We start from the raw sequence: 22588 nt of genomic DNA, 5'->3' as shown, positions 1-22588 counted from the left end.
GCGGTTTCTATCCAGTGGAGGTGTGCCATGCATGCGCGCTCGTGGCGTTACCTGCTGGTGCTGCTTTTGGCAGCGCCGGCAGTCCAGGCCCAGTCGGTGGTACCGCTCAAGGGCCAGAGCAGCCAGCAGATGCAGCTCGATATCAATGATTGCAACACCGTGGCCAGCAATGCCGCCAACAGTGCCGGCGGCAGCACCAGCCCGCATGTTGGTGGCCGGGTCAAAGGCGCGGCCGCGGGCGCTGCGGCGGGCGCTGTAGGTGCGCAGGTGCGCGGCAACCAGCACGAAGCGATCTACGATCGCGCCAGCGACGATGCCAAGCAGCAGTATCGCCAGAACCGCGCCGGCGAAGTAGCCGCCGCCGGGGCCGTGGTCGGCGGCGCGCGCCAGCGCCAGGAGCGCCGCCAGGACCGGCGCGACCAGGGCCAGGCACAGAGCTCGGCATACGCCAGTGCCAACAGCGGCTGCCTGCAGGGGCGTGGCTACCAGGTCAACCCTTAAGGGCGCGATCAAACAGCCAGGCACAGGTGGCATCATGTGCCTGGCGCAGGCGCTGGTGATCAGCACGCCCCCGCGAGGGCGTTTCGACACTGATCTGCACCTGCGCTGGCAACGCCGCCAGCAACGCGGCCAATGGCAGTTGCCCGTGCCCCGGCAACAACCGCTCCTCCCGGGCCTCCTCGATGATCAGCGCATCCATCGGCGCCTGCCACGGCGCATCGCACAGTTGCACGCTGCGCAGGTAACCCGCAGGCACCTGGGCAATGTCTGCCACCCCACCCCCTGAACGAAACAGGTGCAAGGCATCGAGCAACACACCTGCGTTGCCCTGCCCGGCTGCAGTTACCACGCCCGCCGCGTGCTGCAGCGTGGCCACCGGCCGCCAGCGCATGAACTCGAGGTCCACACGCAGCCCGTAGCCACGGGCCAGCTCGCACAACGCCGCGAAATGCTGGGTCAGCCGCGCATCATCCGGGTCGTCCCCGGACACCGTGAGGCTCTGCGCGCCAAGCTCGGCACCCGCAGCGAGCAAGGGGTGGAGCTCGGCAACCCGCACCTCGGGTGTCAGCGCAACGAATTCGATATCGGCAACCCGCACGCCCTCGCCCGCCATCACCCGTTTGAGCTCCCCCAGCGCCTGGCTGCCCGGCACCAGCGGGTAAGCCTGCGCCCCCGGTTGTACCGGGTGCAGGCGCAGCCCGACGGCGCCAAAGCCTGCCCGGCCGGCCTCGCGCACCAGCGCCGCGGGGGCCAGGTCCAAGGCCGTCAGGTGCGCTACCGCCAGGGTTCTCAATAGGTCGCCCTGCCGCCGCTGAGGTCGAACACGAAGCCGGTGGTGAAGCTGCATTCCGGCCCGGCGACCCAGGCCACCATGTTGGCGATCTCTTCGGCCTTGAGAAACCGCCCCATGGGGATCTTGGCCTTGCTGGCGGCGATGTGCTCTGCGGTCATCTCGGCCATCAGCGGGGTTTCGACCATGGCCGGGGCGATGCAGTTGAGCAGCACGCCGTCCTGCGCCAGCTCCTTGGCTGCCGCCTTGGTGAAGGCGATGACCCCGGCCTTGGCCGCGGAGTATCCCGAGATGTACTGCACCCCGTCCTTGCCCGCCATCGAAGCGATGTTGACGATGCGCCCGAAACCGCGCTCGCGCATGTGCGCGATCGCTGTGCGGCAGCAGTAGAAGACGCTGTTCAGGTCAACGGCGATGACCTTGTCCCAGGCCTCAGGCGGGTACTCCCAGCACGGCAGCACCGGGCCGTTGATGCCGGCATTGTTGACCAGGATCTCGACCTGCCCCAGGCGCTCCAGCACCTGGGCGAACGCCGCCTGCACCGAGGCCAGCGAGGCCACGTCCAGCGCCTGGCGCAGCACCGGCTCGAAGCCATTGGCAGTGCTGTCCCAGCCATCGACCGCCAGGTCCCAGATCACCACCTGGGCGCCTGCGCTGTGCAGCCGCTGGGCGATGGCCAGGCCGATGCCGCGCATGCCGCCGGTGACGATTGCAGTTTGCCCTTGCAGGGTTTGGCTCATTGTCTTGCTCCATTTTCGACACAGGGGAGATCCGGCAGGCGACGCAGGTCGCGCACCATGAACAGGTAGCACAGCGCACCCAGCGCCGTGATGGTGGCCACGAAGGCCAGGGCCCAGACGAACGAACCCGTGGCGCTGACGATCAGGCCGATGGTCAGCGGGGTGACGATGCCGGCGGCGTTGGCGAACAGGTTGAACAGCCCGCCACTGAGGCCCAGCAGCCCCTTGGGGGCGATATCGGAAACGATCATCCAGGCCAGCGCCGACATGCCCTGGGCAAAATAGGCGACACAGAGGATGGCGATCACCCAGGCATCGGACTGCACGTAGTTGGCCAGCACGATCACCGAAGCGCTCAGCAGGCCGGCGATCACCGGCAGCTTGCGCGCCAGGTTCAGCGAGTAGCCACGGCGCAGCAAGGCGTCCGACAGCCAGCCGCCGGCCAGGGTACCCAGGGACGCGGCGATGAAAGGCAGTACCGCGACCCAGCCGACCTTGAGCCAGGGCATGTGCCGCTCGGTGACCAGGTAGGTGGGGAACCAGGTCAGGAAGAACACGTTGGTCGAGTTGCAGGCGAACTGCCCCAGGCAGATGCCCAGCATGTTGCGGTGCCTGAGCAGCGCCGGGATCTGCGACCAGCGAAACACCGTGGCCTTCTGCCCGCCATCGACCACCCCACCGCCGGCGGCGATGTAGTCGAGCTCGGCGCGGTTGGCAGAGGTGGATTGATGCGGCTCGTGGTACTTGCGCCACCACACAAGGCCATACAGCACCCCCAGAAGGCCCACCGCCATCAGCAGAAAGCGCCAGCCGTAGGCGTGCAGCAGCCAGAACAGCAAGGGCGTGAGAAACGCCAGGCCCGTGTACTCGGCAAAGGTGTAGATGCCCGTGGCCCGGGCCCGCTCGCTCTGCGGGAACCAGGTCGCCACCACGCGGCTGTTGGTGGGGAAGCACGGCGCTTCGGTCACGCCCACCAGAAAGCGCATGCCCAGCAGCGACAAGAAGCCCTGGGCCAGGCCTTGCAGGCCGGTGAACAACGACCACAGGGTCAGCGCCAGCCAGTAGGTGAACTTGGTGCCGAGGCGGTCGATGAGGATGCCGCCGGGTATCTGCGCGGCGGCGTAGGTCCAGGAGAACGCCGAGAAGATCACCCCCATCAACGCCGCGTTCAAACCCAGGTCGGCGCTGATGCTGGGGGCTGCGATGCCCATCACGCTGCGGTCCAGGTAGTTGATCATGGTGCCGCCGGAGATCAACGCCAGGATCATGAAGCGGGTGCGGGTCCTTTGTTGCAGGCGTGCGGGCGTGTCTAGCACGCCTTGGCCAAGGTGCTGTTCGACAGTCATGACAAATGCTCTGTTGTTATTGGAATGGCAAATGCGCGCAGGTCAGGCGAAGCCGAACAGGCGCCTGGGCGTGTCCCACAGGACTTTGCGGCGTAGCCGATCGTCGGGCATCAGGCGCTCGGCCAGCTTCAGCAGCGGGCCGTAGTCGACCCGCACAGGTTGGCGGATGAACGGCCAGTCCGAACCCCACACACAGGCCTCGGCGCCGAAGGCATCAAGCAGCGCCTGCACGTAGGCGCTGCTCTGCGCGTGCAGGGCATGGGCGGCGGCGAACTTCTGCATGCCGGAGAGTTTCACGTAGACCCGGCCAAGCCGGGCCAGCCCGAGCAAGGCCTGAAAGCCCGCCTGCTGCACGCCGGCGGCGGCGTTCGGGCGCCCGCAGTGGTCGATCAGCACGCGCACCGGGCTGCGGGTGATCAGGCCCTGCAAGTCGACCAGCTGGTCATCGCAGACCTGGATCTGCGCGAACAGGCCCAGTTCGGCCAGCCTGGCCAGCAGCGGCTCGGCCTCCTGCAACCTGGAAAGACCATGCATCGCCGGGTTGAACGCCACGCCCACCACCCCTTGCTCACGCAGCGCGGCCAGTTGCTCCAGGCTGATGTGGCGATCGACCACTGCCACGCCCTTGAAGCGCCCCGCCCCGCTGGCCAGCGCATGGAGGAGGCAGCGGTTGTCGGTGTGGTAGCCGCTGTTGGGCCCCACCAGCAAGGCGTGGCGTACGCCGTAGGCGTCCATCACCTGGTTGAACTGCTCGAGCGGCGCCACCTCCTGGCCAGTAGGTGCATAGGGCGCATCCGGGTGGTAGGGAAAGCGTGCAGGGTCAAACAAATGGTTATGGCAATCGATCTTCGGTTCATCAAAGATGTTCAAGGGCGCCTCCTTCAAGCGTCACTGCGCTTGCCTGCAGATCTTGTTATCGTTCGCTATCCAGGCGATTTACCTGGGCTCACGATACTGCGGGGGCGTGCATTACGCTCATACACAGATGGCCAGGACCATAACCGGAGGTAATACCCATGCAGCCCGGCAAAGCAGGCGCCGACGCCAGCACGATGCTGTTCAAACTGCGGCACATGGAAGTGTTTCGCGCGGTCATGCTGACCGGCTCGATCAGCGCCGCCGCCAAGCTGCTGTATGTCTCGCAGCCGGCGGTGAGCAAGTTGATCGGCTACATCGAGGGGCGGCTGAGCTACCGCCTGTTCGAGCGCATCAACAACCGCCTGGTCCCCACCGAGGAGGCGCAGGTGCTGTTTCGCGAAGTCGAGCGGGTGTACCAGGCGGCGCTGCAGGTCAATGAATGCGCGCTGTCACTGGCAGCCGGCAGCCACCGCAAGCTGCGCCTGTGCTGCAGCGCTTCGTTGTCGACGGTGGTGATCCCCATGGGCCTGGCGCAGCTCAAGCGCGAGTCGCCCGCGCTGCACATCGAGTGGCAGACCACGCTGATGGGCGAGATGCCCAACCAGATCCTGTCGAAGAAGGTCGACCTGGCGATCGCCGCCCTGCCGGTGGTTCACGATCACCTGCATTCGCAGCCCTTCATGCGCGGGCGCATGGTGGCGGTGATGCCTCCTGAACATGTGCTCGCGCAGCAGCCCACGCTAAGCCTGCACCAGTTGCAGGGCCATGCCCTGCTGCTGTTTCGCCCGGACATGCCGTTCGGCCAGCTGCTGGCCGAGGCGATCGCGCGGCAAGGGCTGCAGCTCGAGTCGCTGCTGTCGTTCACCAATGCCAACGAAGCCGTGGCGCTGGTCAAGCAAGGCATGGGCGTTACCCTGATCGACGAGTTCGTGGCCCAGGACAGCGGCCTGGCGGTGGTGCCTTTGGCCGAGGACATTCATTTCGACATCAGCTTCGTCCACTCACGCTTCGAGCCGCCGTCGCAGGCGGCGCTGCAGCTGATGCGCGTGTTGCAGGAGCAGGCGCTCAAGCTGGGGCGGCATATCGAGGCGAGCAGCATCCGTGCCGCCTGATCGTCAGCCTTGCAGTTCGGCAAGGATCTCGGCGCGGGTGGTGACATTGCCGAAGTGGTGCTTCCACAGCTCGATGCCCATTTTCCCCGAGCGGTCCAGCGACGAGCCGACGGTGAGGTCGGTGATCAGGGTCGGCATCAACCCCGCATCGAACAGGGCGAAGCCTGCGGCCAGCACGCAGGTTTCGGTCTGCAGGCCACACACCAGTACCCGCTGCGCGCCCAGCTGGCGCAGGTGTTCGAGGGTTTCTGCGGTCTGCCCGTAGCCATGCTTGACGAACACCCTGTCGGCTTCGACCAGGCTCTCGTCCTGGGCCGCGGGGTGCCAGCCGAGCTGTTTCTGGAAGGGCGTGGCCTGTTCGTCGTGCAGCTCGATCGAGGCGATGGTCGGAATGGTCGCCGACAACGCCCGGATGCCATCGACCAGCCATTCGGGCGGGCTGAAGGTGGACTGGACATCGACGATGAGAAGAACCTGCCGCATGAGCGCTCCGGGGCCTGGATAAGGGCGCGGAGTATAACGCCCCTGGCCGCCGATGACTGCATCGGGCCAGCACCGGGTGATGTCCGGGCGAGCATTTAAGTTACGGTTTTCTAGAACTTTTTCCGCTTTGCTGGTCTATGTGAACAGGCCCTTGGCCTAACGCCCCATAGTCAGCAGAGGTTGTCTTCGCTCATGAAAATCCATGTCCCACGGATAGTGCTGGTTGGCCTGTTCGCGTTCGCGGCAATGGGCTCGGCATCTGCAACACCGATGAACGTTTCGACCCCTGCGCGGGCCACCGAGGCCGTTGCCGCGAGAGCCGACGAGAACCCCTGGCCGAACCTGGCCAGCATGGCGGTGGAGCAGCCGGCGACCTTGCTGGCCCATGACGACCGTTACTGGCACGACGGCCGCCGGCACGATCGCGACGACTGGCGCCGGGAAAACTGGCGCCGCGAGCAATGGCGCCGCGAGCAGGCACGGCGCGACTATGAACGGCGCCGCGATTGGCAGCGCCAGCATGAGCGCGCCATGCGCCATCGCTATGAAGCCGATCATCACTACTACCGCCGTTAAGGTGCCTGGCGTTGGGGGAGTAGCGTTATTGAGATCGCGCGCCGCCCGCGCGATTTCACATCCACCCTCTCACCATCGACCTACACTCCAACCACCCTACAAATCCAGCGTCAACGTCGGTGTCAACGCCCGCGAAACACACAGCATCATCACCTCCCCCCGCGCCCGCTCCGCCTCACTGAGCAACAGGTCGCGGTGCTCCGGCACACCGTCCAGCACCCGTGTCTCGCACATGCCGCACACGCCCTGCTCGCAGGAAGACGCCACCTCATGCCCCGCTGCCCGCAACGCTGCCATGATGCTGCAGCCCGCAGGCACCTGTACCTGCGCACCGCTGCGGGCGAGGATCACCGTCAGCGCCTCGGCGTCGGCCGCAAGCGGCGCCGGCAGTGGTGCGAAGCGCTCAAGGTGCAGGCGTTGCTGCAAACCCGCCTCGGCAAACCGCGCCGTCAACGCATCCAGCAGCGCCGCTGGGCCGCAGCAGTAGACCTGGCGCCCGGCCCGGGCAGCGGCCACCACCGCGTCCAGGTCAAGCAACCCGACCTCGTCCATCGGCAGCACCTCCACCCGCCCTGCGCCCATGGCCTGCAGCTCGTCGATGAAGGCCATCGAACGCCGCGAGCGGCCGCCATAGAGCATCTGCCAATCGGCACCGGCACGCTGGGCCGCCTGGGCCATGGCCATGATCGGCGTGATGCCGATGCCGCCGGCGACGAACAGGTAAGCCTCGCCCTCCTGCAGCGCAAAGGCGTTGCGCGGGCCGCGAATGGCCAGCTGCTGGCCCAGGCGCAGGGCGCCGTGCACCTCGCTCGAACCGCCCCGGCCGTTGGCTTCGAGCAGCACGGCAATGCGCAGCACATGGCGCTGCGCCGGGTCGCCGCACAGCGAATACTGGCGCACCCGCCCACTGGGCAGCAGCAGGTCGATATGCGCCCCCGCCGTCCAGGCCGGCAAGGGCGCGCCATCGGCGGCGCGCAGCTCCAGCGAGACCACGCCCTCGGCCTCCAGCCGCAGGCCGCTGACCTGCACGCTCAGCGCCTGGCCCTGGGCACTCACGGCAACGCCCTCGGCTCGTCCACCAGGCGTACCGGCGCCTGCTGGCCGCGCTCGATGAACTCACGGAAGGCCCGCCGGTAGTTCAAAGTATACAGGTCCGAGGGCACCGAGTGCTCGACCGCCTTGGCGTCCCAGTCGATCTCGGCCGGGGTGATGGTCGCGGCCACCGGCAGGTCTTCCAGGTACAGCAGCTCCTCGATGCGCAGGCACTCCTGCAGATCGCCGCCCTTGTACCCACGGTCGTTGGCCACCGCCCAGAAGATCTTCACCTGGTCATACGCCACCGGGCACGGGAAGCCGGCCACCACACGCTTGCCCAGGCGCTCGTAGTCATAGGTGATGGCCACCAGGCCTGGGGCGACGATGTGGTAGTGCATCATGCAGTCACCGTCGTTGGCCCATTCGCCCTCGCAGGCCTGCAGCGGGCGGTCCATCCAGATGTCCAGGCCTTCGCGGCGCACGTTCAGCGGTTCGACCACCGGGTTGACGTGGCCCATCATGCCGCGGTGGATGTACGAGAAATGCGCGACGTCGCCGAAGTTTTCCACGGCCACGGCCACCCCGGTGGGCGAGTCCAGCGGCTCGGCAGCCAGCCATTCAAGCGCCAGCTCGCGCCACTCGGCCAAGTCATACAGTTCGAACGACGGCGTTTCCAGGGCCGTCCATACGTGCCCGTAGCGCTCCTGGCAGGGGTAGGTGTGCAGCGCCGCGCCCTGGGGAATCTTGCACTGATCCTCCAGCGACGGCACATGGCTGCACTTGCCGCCGTCGCCGGCAAAGCGCCAGCCGTGGTACGGGCAGCCGATGCTGTCGCCGTGCACCTCGCCCAGCGAGAGGTCGGCGCCGCGGTGCGGGCAACGCGCTTGCTGGACCACGGCCTGGCCGGCGGCGGTGCGCCACACCACCAGTTTCTCGCCCAGCAAGGTGGCCGATTGCGGGCTGGCCAGGTCGGCCGAACGGGCCACCGGGAACCACTGGCGGCGCATGGCCTGCTCGGCGCGTTGGCGCTGGGTTGCTTGAGTCGTCATGGGGTTGTCCTCACAGGTTGTGCTTTTGTCAGATGCCGACCACCAGCGCCCCGCCGTTGACGGGGATGGCCTGGCCAGTGATGAAGGCCGCTTCGTCCGAGGCCAGGAAGGCCACCACAGCGGCGATTTCTTCCGGGTGCACCAGGCGGCCGAGGGGGATGGCGGCCTGCTCGGCCGCGATGTACTGCTCGGGCACCATGCGCGTCAGGATCGCCCCCGGGGTGATGGCATTGACCAGGATGCCCTCGCCGACGAACTCCTTGGCCAGGGTCTTCATCAGCCCCAGCTGGGCCGCCTTGCTGACCATGTAGCCGTAGGAGTGGCCATCGGGCACCTGGCCCCATTGCGAGTTGATGAAGATCACCCGCGCCGCCGCACTGCGCCGCAGGTGCACCAGGGCCGCACGGGTCAGGTACAGCGGCGCGTTGACGTTGATCGCCAGCAGCCGCTCGAAGTTGGCATCGTCGGTGGCTTCAAGGCCGGTCATCGAGTAGATCAGCCCGGCGTTGTGCACCAGGATGTCGAGCCCGCCCAGCTGCTCGGCAACCTGCGCCACACAGTGCTCGGCCAGGGCGCGGTCGGTGATGTCGCAGGCCAGGGCAATCGCCCGGCCACCCTCCTCGGCAATTTCCGCCGCCGTGGCGCGGGCCACGTCGGCATCGATATCGACCACCGCCACGGCGGCGCCGCGCCGGGCCAGCAGCCGGGCATGGGCGCGCCCGGCGCCACGCCCGGCACCGGTGACCAGCGCCACGCGGCCATCCAGGGCGCGGGCTTCGGGTGCCAGCGCCAGTACCGAAGCCGGCGCCAGGCGCGCCGGGTTGTTGTGGGTCATGGGCATGCTTGAGCCTCCGGTTCAGACGGTCTTGTGCGGTTCGGTGATGTAGAGCATGTTGCCGTCCGGGTCGAACATCGGCCGGTAGCGGTAGTGGGTGCCGTTGGGGTGCTGCCATTCGATCGGCGCGTCGGTCACCCACTCGACCTTGCCGTGCAGGTAGGCCATGGCCTCATCCAGGCATTCGACTTCGAAGGCGAAGGAGTCCAGCCCCGGCTTGTCGGCAAGGTTCACCGCCGTGCGCCGCACCACCGGCGCCGGGTTGTGGGTGTGGAACAGGTACAGGGTGACGTTGCCCATTTCGATCGCCGCCCAGCGCTCTTCGGCGACGTAGGGCAGGAAGAAGCCCAGGCCCAGGGTGCCGTGGTAGAAGTCGACCAGGCGTTGCACGTCGTGGGTGAGGATGTCCATGTTGTCGAGGCGTTTGAGTTGAAGCATGGCGAGGTTTCCTGTGGGTCGAAGGTTTACAGGTGGCGGCACGGGCCGCCTGGCAAGGCGCGCAGGGTGCCGTTGGCGACGTCGAGGGTGATGCTGGCCAGGGTTGCGTACTGCCCTGCCGCCGGCAGCGCCGGGTCTGGGTGGCAGCACAGCGCGCCGGTGCTGCCCAGGTGGCTGTTCAGGGCCTGCAGCAGGTCGCCGGCATCCAGGCCCGGGCGGTTGCCGAGGCGGCGCAGCAACTGGTCGTGGCGCACCAGGGTGTCCGGGTAGCTGCCGGGCTCGGTATCGAAGTCGCGGGCGGGGCTTGAGAGGAAGTGGTTGGTGTGCACCAGCAGGCCATCGGCGCCGGGGAACACCAGGCCGGGGCCGCCGGGGTGGATTTCCACCGACACCGCGCAGCTGGCACGTTCGGCCGCCGCGACCAGGGTCAGTGAACTGGAGGCCGACACCGGCGCCCGCTGGCACAGCTGCAGGGCCTGGTTGATGTCGCTGCAACTGTCGAGAATCCAGCGCGACAGCACATGCACCGGCACGCCGATGTCGGCGCCATCGTCGGCGTGGTGCAGGATGTTGAAGTGCACGCCCAGGCCCCGGTTGTTGACCCCAGGCTTGCCGACAATGCCGTACTCGGTGACGGTGGTGGTCAGGCGGCCATCGCCATGGGGGATCTCCCAGGTCAGCCACTGCTCGGCGAACTCGGCGTACCAGTCCCAGGTCTGCGCGGTGACCGGCGCACCCCAAGGGTCGACCTGGACCACCGTGGAGCATTCGCCGCGCAGGCGCGCCCCGAGCACGGCGAGCACCTCGGTGCGGGCATTGATCGCGCCGATCAGCGCCGGGGCGATGCCGGCGCCCTCGGCGATGCCGAGCATTTCTGCATGCAGCGGTGGCGCGAACAGCGCCACCTGTTCAAGGCAACGGTTGCCCATCGCCTGCAGGTCGAAGGGCGCCTTGGCAACCCGGGCAAACAGCCCCTCATAGGCCTGCACGGTGGCGCGCACCTTGGCGGCGAAGCTTTCGCCGAATTCGCGGCCACGCTCGGCCGGGTGCACGCAGGTGGAGCGGAACACCGTGCTCATGCGCGCACCTGCTGCAGTTGTGGGGCGACCTGGGCGGCCACCTCATCGAGGCGGGCAAACCACACATCGCCATCGCTGGCCATGCGCTCGACCAGGCGCTCGAGTTGCTCGAAGCGTGCCGCCCGGCCAATCACCTCCGGGTGCAGGGTGAAGCTGGTGTGGCGGCCGTCCCGGCGCGCCGACTCGTACTCGGCCAGCCAGCCGTCGAACAGCACCCGGGGCGCGGTGAAGTTGCCGCCGTTGTCGATGCTCCAGCCGAACATCGGCCAGTCGTCCAGCGACCAGTGCACCGGCAGTTCGAGGATCGACGCGCCGTTGCAGTGCTCGAAGTACGGGCGGTCGTCGCCCATGCAGCTGGAGTCGTAGGCAAAGCCGTTGGCCAGCACCAGTTCGAAGGTTTCCGGGGTCAGCTCCCAGGACGAGGAGCGATAACCGGCTGGCCTGGGCGCCCCGGCCTTCGCCAGTGCGGCCAGGCCCAGCGCCATCTCGTCGGCCTGCTGGGCGGCACTGACCTTGTCGCTGCGCAGGTGCATATGGCCGTGGTGGCCGATTTCGTGGCCCTCCTTGAGCAGCATCTCCACCAGGTGCGGGTGCTGCTCGGCGGTGTAGCCCGGGACGAAGAAGGTCGCGCAGATCTTGTGCCGGCGCAGCAGTTCGAGAATGCGCGGCACGCCACGGGTCACGCCGAAGCGCCCTTCCGACAGGCTGGTCAGGCGCCGGGCGAAGCTTGGGCTGTCGCCCAGCAGGCCGGCTTCGGCGTCGACGTCGAAGGTCAGGGAAACGGCCACAGGGCTGTTTTTCGGCCAGCACAGGCGGCCGGAGTCATCTGCACGCATCAGGTGCACTCCTCTACGGGGGTTGTCAGCGAAGTTGGGGGTTGCGCGTCAGCGCGGGCTCGCGGCGGCGATGGCCTTGCGCTCCTGCAGCCGGCGCAGGCGGTACAGGGCTTGGGAAATGGCCAGCACGGCGACGGCGATCAGCACTTCCTTGAGGCCGCCGTAGCCGGTGATCGAGGCGCTGGTCACACCCACCAGCAGGATCACCGCGTCGAAGGCGGCCAGGGCCATGGCGACCGCGACCCAGCCACGGCCCAGGCGAATCGGCCGGGGTTGCTGCGGGCGGTCCAGGCGCAGTGCCACATAGCCCGCCACCGCCAGGCAGTGGGCCAGGATGTAGCCGATGTTGCCGGCGACGATCACCGCCAGCGGGTTGCCCACCAGCAGCACCAGGGCCACGTTGATGAACAGCTGCACGGTCACCGCCCGGGCCGGCACACCGGCCTTGTTGAGTTCGCCGAACTGGCGCACGGTCAGGCCATCGAGCGCGCTCTGGTACAGCGCCCGGCCGGCATCGGCGGTGCCCATCACCGACAGCACCAGGATGCCGGCGATCAGCACCCAGGTGACCAGCGCCGCGCCGCCGCCCAGCAGCACCTGGGCCGCCGCCTGCAGGAAGCCGTAGGGCTGCTCGGCCATCACCTGCTCGCCGAGCAGGCCGGCCAGGCCCAAGGGGGCCAGGGTGAACACCAGCAGCAGGATCAGCGCGGCAATGCGCAGGGCCTTGCGGGTGTCGGCCACGGTGTCGCGAAACTCGGGGATGAACGAGGCCGCCGCCTCCACCGCGTAGGCCGACCAGGCCATGATGAACAGCCACGCCAGCACCGTGCGCAGGCCATGCAGGCCGCTGCCGGTGTGCCAGGTGAAGCTGGCGGTGCTCCACACCGGGCTGGTCAGGAAACTGGTGCCGAACAGCAGCACCGGCACCATCAGCAGCACGCCGGCAACGGTGAGGATGACCATGGTGAAACGCAGCTGGACCATGCTCAGCGCCCAGCTGAACAGCGCCACCCCCAGGGCGATGGCCTGGGGCAGCCCCAGTTGCAGCGGGCCCAGGTCGTAGTGGGCGGTGACGTCGGGCCAGAACTGCTGGGACAGGATCTGCGCCACTGCCAGGCCCCAGATGGCCGGTGCGGTGGCCCAGGCGAACCAGTAGGCGTAGGTGGCCAGCGGGCCGAGGCATGGCAGGCGAACGGCCCAGGCCTCGTTGGCGTAGAGGGCGATGCCGCCGGACTTGTCGGCGAACATGGCGCCCATTTCCGAATACAGCCAGTTGTGCAGCACCGCCACGGCGGCGATCGACGCCCACAGGGCGATGGCGGCCCAGGCGCCGATGGCGCCGATCGAGTAGCCAAGGCCTACGAACAACGCCGCCGGCAAGCTCAGGGTGATCGCCACCCCGTCCCACCAGCGGATGGATTTAACCAGCTGCGCCGTCGGCGCGGTGCCTGCAATGGCCTGGTGCATCGTCTCGCCCTCTGTTTTTGTTATGGGTCTCGATGAGCAGATCCTACGTCATGATTCTGCGCATGTGTATATTTTTATTTCATATGAGTGCGCATTGCGCAACATGAAAAGATATTTTCTACGCAATGTGCAGTTTCGGGGCGTGGCGCGCCAAGACCGTGCGCGGGGTTCGGCAGGCTCTAGGGCGAAGGTTTGCAGTACGCGGGAGGGAGGATTGGCGCAGGGGATGGCGCAAGAATTTCTGCATTGCGCAGGAAAGAAAAGAAATTGTTGCGCATGAAAAGATCGTGCGCAGTACCTGTGGGAGCCGGCTTGCCGGCGATGGGGCCCGCACAGCTACCGGTGGAGCCCTGCCCTGGCCTCATCGCCGGCAAGCCGGCTCCCACAGGTAACCTCCCACAGGTACCTTCCACAGAGGGCTTTTCGCAGGGCTAGGTGGCTTGGGCTGCGCTCAGCTTTCGCCTTCAGCGGGCGGCAGGGTGAAGCGGATCTTATGCACCTTCACCTCCTGCAAGGTCTGCACCTCGCGAACCCCCGGCAGGCTGCGCACTTTCTGCTGCAGGTTCCACAGGCTCTGGTCATCGCGGCACAGCACCTGCACGCAGATGTCCGCCGTGCCCAGGGTGGTGGACAGGTAGCTCACCTCTGTCCAGCGGCCAAGGGTATCGGCGACCCGGTCATGGTCCTCGGGCGCCACGTTGACGAACAGCAAGGCGAGCTTGGCATGGCCGAGCTTGGACGGGTTGGTGAACGCGAGGATCTGCAGGATGCCCTGGTCCTGCAGGCGCTTGACCCGGGTGCGGATGGTCGCTTCCGGCACCGACAGGTTGCGGGCGACCTCACGGAAGGCGCGACGCCCGTCCTCCTGCAATTCGCGGACGATCTCGAAATCCAGTGGGTCGAGGGTGGAAATAGACATGTTCAGCGCTTCCATGGTCGATCGGGATGGCGGGGCACAGGCTAGCAGATTCGGCGGGCCCGCAGGTTGCCCGGGATGGCGCCGGAACATAAGCAGCGGCATATGACCAACATGTGCCCCGCGCCATGGGCAGGCCGCCCGGGCTTCTCTAGCATCGACCTGGCACTCGATGCGATCGATAACAAGGAGAAGCGAAATGCCCGCCACAGCCTGCCCTGCCCCGACCTGGAACCCGATCACCCAGACCAGTTCCTTCACCCCCCACGACCGCGAGATCCTCACCCGCCACTGGCACCCCGTGGCCTTCAGCGCCGACGTCGGCGACAAGCCCTACGCCGTGACCCTGCTGGACGAGCCCATCGTCCTCTACCGCACCGCCGGCAAGCTGAACGCCGCCCGCGACATCTGCAGCCACCGCGGCGCACCGCTGAGCAAGGGCTGGGTGCAGGGCGAGAACATCATCTGCCCTTACCACGGCCTGCACTTCGGCACCGACGGGCGTTGCACCCGCATCCCCTCGGAGCCCAACGCCAACCTCACCGAGCGCCACCGCATCCAGATGTACGCCACCCGCGAAGACTACGGCATGGTCTGGGTGCTGATGGCCGGCAGCGAAGCGCCCTTCGCGCAAATGCCGTCGTGGCACGACGCGCGCTTCCAGCGCATCCTGCCGCCGTCGATCGACATCGCCGCCTCCGCCGGCCGCCAGGTCGAAGGCTTCATCGACGTGGCACACTTCGCCTGGATCCACCACGACGCCTTCGCCGACCGGGACAACCCGGTGGTGCCCACCTACAAGGCCGAACTCACCCCCCATGGCATGCATGCCGAATACGTCAGCAGCGTCAGCAACTTCCCCAAGCAGCTGCAGCACCGTGCGCCGGCCGGCTTCCAGTGGAAGCGCACGTTCGATGTGTTCGCACCGTTCACTGCGCGCCTGGCGGTCAACTTTCCCGATGCCGAACACCAGCTGGTGATCCTCAACGCGGCCAGCCCGATCTCGGCGCGCAAGACCCGCATGTTCTGCGCCATCACCCGCAACTTCGACCAGCACCTGCCGCTGGATGACGTCTACGCCTTCAACCAGCAGGTGTTCGAGGAAGACCGCGACATCGTCGAACTGTGCCGCCCCGAAGACCTGCCACTGGACCTGTCGCTGGAGATCCACATCCCCGCCGACCGTTCCTCCACGGCCTATCGCCGTGCCTTGAGCGCATTGGGCCTGGGCCGCGCCTTCACCAGCTGACGGGAGTCGCCAACATGTACAAATGGGAATGTTTGGTGTGCGGCTTCTTCTACGACGAAGCCGTGGGCAGGCCGGAAGACGGCATCGCCGCCGGTACCCGCTGGGAAGATGTGCCGCAGGACTGGTATTGCCCGGAGTGCGGCGTGGGCAAGGCCGACTTCGACATGGTGCGCTTGCCGCAGGAGGCCCAGGCGCCGCTTGCCAGCGCGGTCGAGCCGGTGGTGATCCTCGGCTCAGGGCTGGCCGGCTACACCGTGGCGCGTGAGTTGCGCAAACTCGACAGCGTTACCCCCATCGTGATCGTCACCCGCGATGGCGGTGAGTTCTACTCCAAGCCGGCGCTGTCCAATGCCTGCCAGAGCGGGCGCCTGCCCGACCAGCTGGTGAGCAGCGATGCCGCGCAGATGGCTGCGCAGCTGGGCGCCACGGTGCTCACCCACACCAGCGTGGAGCGCATCGACGTCGATGCCCAGTGCGTGTACTTCGCCGGCAAGGCGCAGCGCTACCGCGCCCTGGTGCTGGCACTGGGCGCCGCCCCGCGGCGCCCGACGCTGCAAGGCGATGGGGCCGATGCGCTGATCACCGTCAACGACCTGGATGACTACCGGCACCTGCGCCAGCAGATCGGCCAGGCCAGCCGCATCGCCATCCTCGGCGGCGGGCTGATCGGCTGCGAGTTCGCCAACGACCTGCGCCACGCGGGGCACGAGATCACCGTCGTCGACCGCGCCACCTGGCCGCTGAGCCGCCTGCTGCCGGAGCAAGCCGGCGAAGAGATGGCCAACGCCCTGCAATCGATCGGCGTGCGCCTGGCGCTGGGCAACGGCCCGGTCGCCGTGCACCGCCGCGCCAGCAGCCTTGAGCTGCAACTGGCCGATGGCGGCACGCTGGAGGTGGACTACGTGCTCAGTGCCATCGGCCTGCAGCCGCGCGTGGAGCTGGCGCGCACCGCCGGCATCGCGGTCGAGGGCGGCATCGTCACCGATGCCCAGCTGCGCACCAGTGCCAGCCAGGTGTATGCCCTGGGCGACTGCGCGCAGGTGCATGGCCTGCTGCTGCCCTACGTGATGCCGATCATGCTGCAGGCACGGGCGCTGGCGCAGACCCTGGCTGGGCAACCGACGTCGGTCGCCTACCCCGCCATGCCGGTCACCATCAAGACCAGCGTGCTGCCGACGGTGGTTGCCTCACCGCTGGATGACCAGGGGCTGTGGTCGACCGAACTGCTCAGCCGCTGCAGCAAAGGCATCGCCGCCATCCGCTCGCTCTACCACGGCCCCGACCGCCGCGTGCAGGGGTTCGTGCTGATGGGCGAGGCGACCCAGCAGAAGGCCGAACTGCTGAGCACGCTGCCAGCCTGGAGGTGACAACCCGAGCGGGCTTGCAGTATATATTTTTATATATATCGAAACCACCCTCTGCTGTGGGAGCCGGCTTGCCGGCGATAAGGCCAGACCTGGCAAACCGCCGATTCGCGCCCTATCGCCGGCAAGCCGGCTCCCACAGGGACCGCGCACTGGCCTGGTTTTTTGCCGTGCTGGAGAACTGCCGTGCCCAAGCCCACCCCCAACTGCGATGCCCAGCTGCTGCGCACGCTGTACACCCTGCTCACCGAAGGCAGCGTTTCACGTACCGCCGAACGCCTCGGGCAAAGCCAGCCGGCCATCAGCGTGGCGCTGCGGCGCCTGCGCGAGATGACCGGCGACCCGCTGCTGGTGCGCAGCGGCAGCCGCATGCTGCTGACCAGCCACGCCCAGACCCTGATCGACCCGGTGCGCCAGGCCCTGGCCGGGATCGACCAGGTGCTGCACCCGATCGACCGCTTCGACCCCGCCACCAGCCGCCAGCACTTTCGCATCAGCACGCCGGACTACCTGAGCGTGTTCTTCGTGCCCGCCATCATCGAGCGCTTCCACGCCCAGGCGCCGTGCGCCACCCTGGAGCTGACCCACCTGCAGGCCGAAGGCGGCTACGAGCGCGGGCTCGAAGACGGCTCGCTGGACCTGGTGATCGGCAACTGGCAACGCCCGGCGCAGCACTTGCACCTGCAATCGTTGTGCGACGACGACCTGGTCTGCCTGCTCCGCGAGGGCCACCCGATCGCGCCCGGCAGCCTTGACCGCGAGGCCTACAGCCAGGCCGACCACCTCGATGTGCTGACCCACACCGCCGGCGGCCATGGCACCATCGGCACCGAGCTGGCCAAGGCCGGCCTGCTGCGCCGGGTGACCACCACCCTGCCGTACTTCTGCCTGGCGCCCTACACGCTGGTCAGGTCCGACCTGGTGTTCACCACCACCCGCGCCTTCGCCCGGCACTACGCCGAGCTCCTGCCGCTGCGTATCGAGCCCTTGCCCGCGGCCACCAAGCCCTTGCGCTACTACCAGCTGTGGCATGCCCGCAAGCACCGGGCGCAGGCATCCCGCTGGCTGCGCAGCCTGGTGCTGGCCAGCGCCAACGCCATCGCCTGACGCGCCACAGGCTTTTATCAGGCGAGTGCACACCTACGCTGTATATTTTTGTATATTGCGACTTTACCCGCTTCAGGGAAGCTTGCCGTGTACATCATGCCGTTCGAACTGCCGCGAGAAATGCCCAAGGCTGGCGAGGAGCCCCTGGCCGAACCCGTGCGCAGTACCATCCTCAATGCCGCCAGCGAAGCATTCGCCCAGCAGGGCTATGCCGCCACCAAGCTCTCAGCCATCGCCGCCCTGGCCTGCCTGCCCAGGTCCAACGTGCTCTACTACTTCAAATCCAAGGCCAACATCTACAGCCAGGTGCTGGAGGACATCGCGCCCCGCTACCTGGACGCCTGCGCGCCCTTCCAGCAGGGCGACCAACCGCTGGAGGCGCTGAGCCGCACGGTCACGTCCATGATCGGACTGTTCGAAGGCCGCCCGTTCGCCTCCAAAGTGCTGTTGCAGGAACTCAAGGAGGGGGGCCGGCGCATCCCCGGCGACTTTCTCGAACGCTGGGCCAGCCAGGCCCGGGACAATACCGCGCAGATCCGCCAGTGGATCGGCAGCGGGCAGCTGGCGCCAGTGAACCCGGAGCACGTGCTGCCCTCGGTGTGGGCCATCGCGCAAGCCTGCATCAACCGCTGCTGGCATGCCCCCGGCGGTAGCGAGCAGCGCATCGACTACCACGCGGCCACGGCATCCTCGGTGCGTTTGCTGCTCAATGGGCTGGCGCCGGGCAACCGCTGAGCGCGTTCAGGCGGCAGGTTCCAGGGCATCTGCGGGGCGCTTGCGGTGGTTCCAGCGCTCCAGCATCAGGCGCAACGCCAGGTTCCAGCAATAGGCAACCAGCACGCCGCCGACAATCGCCAGGGCCACGGCAAACAGCGGCTGGTCGCTGATACGCCGGGCCACGGACTGGAACTGGTAATGGGTCAGGTAGATGAACAGGGTCGACGATGCAATCAGCGCCCCGCCCCGTGCAATCGCCCCAGGCACCGGCACCGAGCGGCACCAGATCAGCGCCAGCACCGCCGGCAAGGCGATGTCGATGTGCACCCCGCTCAGCCACATGTCCCAGCCGTAGCCGGCGATGGTCACCAGCTCCAGCTCGCCGACCACCACCACCGCCACCGCGCTGGCCAGCCATTTGCGCGGCGCCGTGTCGGCATATTGCACAGCCATGCCCAGCACCATGGCCGCCAGGTAGTGCTGGGGCACGCGGTTGTACAGCGCGGTGGCGTCGAACACCCAGCGGCTCAGCGCCAGGTCCGCCAGCACCAGCGCACCGGCGGCCAGCAGCAGATGGCGGAACGGGTCGGCCATGATCAGCAGGCGCACCGGCCTGATCGACAGCACCAGGCCGATGATCAGCACCATCTGCACCAGCACCTCGATGTACCAATAGCTGAAGTGGCCGACCGTTTCGGCGGGGAACCAGTTGGAGATCAGCAGCAAGGATTGCCAGTGCAGCCGGTCGAACACGCACTGCACCAATGCGGTGTACAGCAGGGTCGGCAGCGCGATGGCGAACATCGACTTGATAAGCGAGCGCGCATCGCCGCGATCGTTGATGGCCTTGACCTGAAAGCGCGCCAGCCCCAGCCCCGACACCAGAAACAGCGCGGTGGTCTCGCCCATGATCATGCCTTTGCCCAGCACGCCCAGGTGCCCCATGACGATCAGCAAGATCGACAGCATGCGCATCAACACCGGCATTTCCATGGCCCGCAATGCGTGCCTGGGCGCCTTGCCCGTGGCCGCCAGCGCCGCCAGGGCCTTCACCGGCAGCGACTCCCAGCGCGGCGGCAGTTGCCCGATCCGCGCTTCGAGCGCCGTCGAGGCCTGGACGAACGACAGCGAATCGCCGCCCAGCTCGACGAAGCTCAGGTTGGCATCGATGTGCGGCACCTGGAGTATCTGCGCCCAGTCGTCTGCCAGCTGCTGCGCGAGCGGGGTCAGGGTGTCAGCGCTGTTGCTCGGGGCGTCCTGTGGCGGCGGCAATGCGCGCCGGTCGATCTTGCCGTTGGGGGTCAGCGGTATTGCATCGAGGAACACGAACTGCGCCGGCACCATGTAGTCCGGCAATTGCGCGGCGAGCGCTTCGCGCAGGTACCCGGCGGCTACCGCCGACCGCGCTACGCAATAGGCCACCAGCTTTGGCGCCGCGCCTTCGGTGTTGGCCACCACCACGCATTGCGTGATTGGCGAAAGCCCGGCGAGCACATTTTCGATTTCGGCAAGCTCGATGCGATGGCCGCGAATCTTCACCTGGCAGTCGCCGCGGCCTAGGAAGGTGGCGCTTCCGTCCGCCAGGTAAGTGCCCAGATCGCCTGTGCGGTAACAGGTATCACCGGGCTCACCGGTGAGCGGATTGACCACGAATTTTTCCGCAGTCAGCGCCGGATCACGCCAGTAACCCAGGGACAGGTATGGGCTGCGAATCAGGATCTCGCCCACCTCGCCTTCGCCGGCCAGTTGACGCTGGTCGTTCAGCACCAGCACCTGGGCGCTGTCGATCCCTTTGCCCAGGGGTATCGCGCCCTGCCCCGGCTGCGGGTCGAGTTGATGAAAGACCATCGCCTGGGGCGTTTCCGTGGTGCCGTAGAAGTTCACGCTGGTGGCAGACGGGGCAATCGCCCGCATGCTCTGGTACAGCGCAGGGCTCAAGGCATCGCCGCCCCAGAACAACCAGCGTAATGCGCCCAACGACTGTTGGTCGAGGTCCGCGCCAGTGGCAATCAGCTTGCCCAAGGGAGGCGTCAGGTGAATGGCCGTGATGCCGTGCTGCCGTATCCAGGCTGCCAGTTGCGCAGGGTGCGTGAGGGTCGCCTGGGCCGGGCAAAAGACCGTCGCGCCAATCGACAAGGGCGTGAAGATATCCCGGTACACCGGGTCGTGCCCCAGGCCCGACAGCAGTGAAAAGCGATCCTGCCCGGTGAAGCCGTGGCGGCGCACGTGCCAGTCGATGAAATGCACCAGCGGCGCGTGGTTGGCCACCACGCCCTTGGGCGTACCGGTGCTGCCGGAGGTGAAGGTGATATAGGCAGGCGCACGCGGGTCGATTTCGGGCAATGCCCCTGGCTGCTCGGGAAACTGCAGCAAGACCTCGGCGGGCGTGTCCGGCACGCTGATCAGCCGCGCCGGGCAGCGCCCTGGCGGGGTGAATCGCGCTTCACCGCAGCACAGGATGAACGCAGGCTCCAGGCTCTCGAGCAACTGCGCGATACGCGCGGGCGGGTAAGCCACATCGACCACGCTGAACGGCAAGCCGGCGCGCAGCGCAGCGAGCATGGCATACACCAGCCCGGCACCGCGGCTGCAGACGATCAGCACCCGCTCGCCTTTGCTGGCGGCGCCTTCTAGCAGGCAGCTGGCGATGCCCTGGCTGATGGCCTGCAACTGCCCATAACTGCAGCGCATGCCCGGGCCAATGATCGCCGGTGCTTCAGGCGAGCGCTGGGCCTGCTGCACAAAGTCGCTGAAAATCGGCCGGTCGGCACGGTATTCCAGGCACAGCCTCGGGTTCGGGCGCGGGTCCTGCATGGCGTATCTCGGCGGCTGCGGGTGGCGGCTGAATGCTTCAAACGCTAGTGCACACGCGGCCTGCGCGCCAATGCAGGTGGTCGCCAGCCTCTGCCACGAGGCTTTCAGCGCAGGCTGGCGCGCACCTTGCGCATCACCGCCAGCACCAGGCCGACATTGGCCAGCGCCAGCAGGCACAGGGTCACCAGCACGCCCATCGCGCCAAAGTGCTCGAACAGGTAGCCGCCCACCAATGGCGTCAGGGCCTGGCCGATCAACGAGGGCCGCGACATGCGCCCCATCAGCAGCACGTACTGCGCCGGCGGCATCATCGCCAGGGGCAGCAAGCCCCGCACGATCGCCCGCAAGCCATTGCCGCAGCCGAACACCAGCAGGCCCACGGCCGTGGCTGCCGGCACCAGCGTCACCAGCAGCAGGCCGACCAGCACCAGGCTCACCCAGGCCAGCGCCGTCCAGATCGGGTGGCGCTTGCCCGCCAGGATCTGCAGCACCCGCGAGGCCACCTGGCTGGGGCCGAGCATCGCCGCCAGGCCGATCGCCGCCGGCAGCGAATGGCCCAGGCCCTGGAGCACCGCCACCAGTTGCACGGCGATGGCCGTCATGATGATTGCGCCGATGGCGAACAGGCTGGTCAGCAGCAGGTAGAGCGAGCGCTCGACCTCGGGCGCGTCGGCGTTCTGCTGCTGCCGGCGTACCTCCACCCGCCCACCCGCCGGCAGCACCCGCCAGTACAGCGGCGCCACCACCACGATCAGCAGCAGCGCGTAGCACACGCAAGTGATCCGCCAGCCCAGGTGCTCGATGGCCAGCGCAACGAGCGGCCAGGACAAGGTCGAGGCGAAACCGGCGATCAGGGTGATGCCGGTGATGGCCTTGCCGGCGCCCTCCCCGTACAGCCCGCCGAGGGTGGCGAAGAGGGCTTCGTAGAGCCCCATGGCCATGCCCACGCCGATCACCGCCCAGGCCAGCAGGAACAGCGCCAGGTTGTGGCTGGCCGCCATGATCAGCAGGCCCACGGCAACCACGGCGCCGCTGGCGGCCATTTGCGGGCGGCCGCCGTAGCGCGCGGTCAGGCGGCTGCTCAAGGGGGCCAGCAGGGCCGAGACCATCAGGCTCAGCGACAGGGCGCCGTAGACCCATTGGCTGGGCCAGCCGGTGTCGCGGCTGATGGGGTCGGCCATGACGGCCATGAGGAAGAACGAACCGCCCCAGACCAGGATCTGCAGCACGCCCAGGGCGACGATGGCGAGGGGGCTGGGGAATTTTGCGGTGGGGG

Annotated in this window: 22 protein-coding genes; 7 read left to right on the top strand and 15 right to left on the bottom strand. The window is 67.5% G+C overall.

The window, feature by feature from the left end; all coding sequences use genetic code 11:
• Positions 1-27: 27 nt before the first annotated feature.
• The gene (locus L6D75_RS00375) at positions 28-501 is read left to right on the top strand and encodes a YMGG-like glycine zipper-containing protein (protein ID WP_176516415.1); all 474 of its coding nucleotides are present in this window, start codon (positions 28-30) and stop codon (positions 499-501) included.
• Here L6D75_RS00375 and L6D75_RS00370 read toward each other — a convergent pair.
• Genes L6D75_RS00370 through L6D75_RS00355 form a run of 4 tightly spaced genes read right to left on the bottom strand, consistent with a single transcriptional unit; the run spans position 491 to position 4247 of the window.
• On the bottom strand, positions 491-1294 hold the full coding sequence (locus L6D75_RS00370) for a sugar phosphate isomerase/epimerase family protein (RefSeq protein WP_176516414.1): 804 nt from the start codon (positions 1292-1294) through the stop codon (positions 491-493). The two genes, L6D75_RS00375 and L6D75_RS00370, sit on opposite strands and share 11 nt — an antisense overlap.
• Positions 1291-2031 carry an SDR family NAD(P)-dependent oxidoreductase gene (locus L6D75_RS00365; protein WP_176516412.1) on the bottom strand — a complete coding sequence of 247 codons (741 nt, stop codon included), beginning with the start codon at positions 2029-2031 and terminating at the stop codon, positions 1291-1293. The genes L6D75_RS00370 and L6D75_RS00365 overlap by 4 nt, the downstream gene beginning before the upstream one ends.
• A complete protein-coding gene (locus L6D75_RS00360; protein WP_176516410.1) occupies positions 2028-3377 on the bottom strand; it encodes an MFS transporter in 1350 nt (449 codons plus the stop codon). Before L6D75_RS00360 ends, L6D75_RS00365 begins: the two co-directional genes overlap by 4 nt.
• Positions 3378-3419: 42 nt before the next feature.
• On the bottom strand, positions 3420-4247 hold the full coding sequence (locus tag L6D75_RS00355; RefSeq protein ID WP_176516407.1) for an amidohydrolase family protein: 828 nt from the start codon (positions 4245-4247) through the stop codon (positions 3420-3422).
• A gap of 146 nt (positions 4248-4393) precedes the next feature.
• Between L6D75_RS00355 and L6D75_RS00350 the strand changes: the two genes are divergently transcribed.
• On the top strand, positions 4394-5347 hold the full coding sequence (locus L6D75_RS00350; protein WP_176516405.1) for a LysR family transcriptional regulator: 954 nt from the start codon (positions 4394-4396) through the stop codon (positions 5345-5347).
• 3 nt (positions 5348-5350) lie between these two features.
• Here the strand turns inward: L6D75_RS00350 and L6D75_RS00345 are convergent, their stop codons facing one another.
• Positions 5351-5830 carry an isochorismatase family protein gene (locus L6D75_RS00345; RefSeq protein ID WP_176516403.1) on the bottom strand — a complete coding sequence of 160 codons (480 nt, stop codon included), beginning with the start codon at positions 5828-5830 and terminating at the stop codon, positions 5351-5353.
• Between the two features lie 270 nt (positions 5831-6100).
• Here L6D75_RS00345 and L6D75_RS00340 point away from each other — a divergent pair, with 270 nt between their 5' ends.
• Complete coding sequence (locus L6D75_RS00340) at positions 6101-6406, top strand: hypothetical protein (RefSeq protein ID WP_308506876.1); 306 nt, start codon at positions 6101-6103, stop codon at positions 6404-6406.
• 96 nt (positions 6407-6502) lie between these two features.
• On the opposite strand, the gene L6D75_RS00335 is transcribed toward L6D75_RS00340, so the two are convergent.
• From L6D75_RS00335 to L6D75_RS00300, 8 genes are all read right to left on the bottom strand, one after another.
• Positions 6503-7462, bottom strand: a complete 960-nt coding sequence (locus L6D75_RS00335; protein ID WP_219824868.1) for a PDR/VanB family oxidoreductase — start codon at positions 7460-7462, stop codon at positions 6503-6505.
• On the bottom strand, positions 7459-8490 hold the full coding sequence (locus tag L6D75_RS00330; protein WP_176516399.1) for a Rieske 2Fe-2S domain-containing protein: 1032 nt from the start codon (positions 8488-8490) through the stop codon (positions 7459-7461). The genes L6D75_RS00335 and L6D75_RS00330 overlap by 4 nt, the downstream gene beginning before the upstream one ends.
• Before the next feature lie 28 nt (positions 8491-8518).
• Positions 8519-9331, bottom strand: a complete 813-nt coding sequence (locus L6D75_RS00325) for an SDR family NAD(P)-dependent oxidoreductase (RefSeq protein WP_176516397.1) — start codon at positions 9329-9331, stop codon at positions 8519-8521.
• Between the two features lie 15 nt (positions 9332-9346).
• Positions 9347-9763: a VOC family protein gene (locus tag L6D75_RS00320; protein WP_219824867.1), complete on the bottom strand. Its 417-nt coding sequence runs from the start codon at positions 9761-9763 to the stop codon at positions 9347-9349.
• Between the two features lie 26 nt (positions 9764-9789).
• Positions 9790-10842, bottom strand: a complete 1053-nt coding sequence (locus tag L6D75_RS00315) for a C45 family autoproteolytic acyltransferase/hydrolase (RefSeq protein ID WP_219824866.1) — start codon at positions 10840-10842, stop codon at positions 9790-9792.
• Complete coding sequence (locus L6D75_RS00310; RefSeq protein ID WP_176516395.1) at positions 10839-11678, bottom strand: polysaccharide deacetylase family protein; 840 nt, start codon at positions 11676-11678, stop codon at positions 10839-10841. The genes L6D75_RS00315 and L6D75_RS00310 overlap by 4 nt, the downstream gene beginning before the upstream one ends.
• A 48-nt stretch (positions 11679-11726) precedes the next feature.
• Positions 11727-13145 carry an APC family permease gene (locus tag L6D75_RS00305; RefSeq protein ID WP_176516393.1) on the bottom strand — a complete coding sequence of 473 codons (1419 nt, stop codon included), beginning with the start codon at positions 13143-13145 and terminating at the stop codon, positions 11727-11729.
• Between the two features lie 451 nt (positions 13146-13596).
• Positions 13597-14064, bottom strand: a complete 468-nt coding sequence (locus L6D75_RS00300) for an Lrp/AsnC family transcriptional regulator (protein ID WP_176516391.1) — start codon at positions 14062-14064, stop codon at positions 13597-13599.
• A gap of 196 nt (positions 14065-14260) precedes the next feature.
• Here L6D75_RS00300 and L6D75_RS00295 point away from each other — a divergent pair, with 196 nt between their 5' ends.
• The 4 genes from L6D75_RS00295 (at position 14261) to L6D75_RS00275 (ending at position 18516) form a co-directional block, all read left to right on the top strand.
• Positions 14261-15310: a Rieske 2Fe-2S domain-containing protein gene (locus L6D75_RS00295; protein WP_176516389.1), complete on the top strand. Its 1050-nt coding sequence runs from the start codon at positions 14261-14263 to the stop codon at positions 15308-15310.
• A gap of 14 nt (positions 15311-15324) precedes the next feature.
• Positions 15325-16677, top strand: a complete 1353-nt coding sequence (locus L6D75_RS00285) for an FAD-dependent oxidoreductase (RefSeq protein ID WP_176516387.1) — start codon at positions 15325-15327, stop codon at positions 16675-16677.
• A 183-nt stretch (positions 16678-16860) separates the two neighbouring features.
• The gene (locus L6D75_RS00280) at positions 16861-17781 is read left to right on the top strand and encodes a LysR family transcriptional regulator (protein WP_176516385.1); all 921 of its coding nucleotides are present in this window, start codon (positions 16861-16863) and stop codon (positions 17779-17781) included.
• A 96-nt stretch (positions 17782-17877) separates the two neighbouring features.
• On the top strand, positions 17878-18516 hold the full coding sequence (locus L6D75_RS00275) for a TetR/AcrR family transcriptional regulator (protein ID WP_176516459.1): 639 nt from the start codon (positions 17878-17880) through the stop codon (positions 18514-18516).
• A gap of 6 nt (positions 18517-18522) precedes the next feature.
• On the opposite strand, the gene L6D75_RS00270 is transcribed toward L6D75_RS00275, so the two are convergent.
• Positions 18523-21312 carry an amino acid adenylation domain-containing protein gene (locus tag L6D75_RS00270; protein ID WP_176516383.1) on the bottom strand — a complete coding sequence of 930 codons (2790 nt, stop codon included), beginning with the start codon at positions 21310-21312 and terminating at the stop codon, positions 18523-18525.
• 104 nt (positions 21313-21416) lie between these two features.
• Positions 21417-22541 carry an MFS transporter gene (locus L6D75_RS00265; RefSeq protein ID WP_176516457.1) on the bottom strand — a complete coding sequence of 375 codons (1125 nt, stop codon included), beginning with the start codon at positions 22539-22541 and terminating at the stop codon, positions 21417-21419.
• Between the last annotated feature and the right edge of the window lie 47 nt (positions 22542-22588).

The organism is Pseudomonas faucium, assembly GCF_021602585.1.
Classification (GTDB): Bacteria; Pseudomonadota; Gammaproteobacteria; order Pseudomonadales; family Pseudomonadaceae; genus Aquipseudomonas; species Aquipseudomonas faucium.
This window is presented reverse-complemented; position numbering and strand designations above follow the sequence as displayed.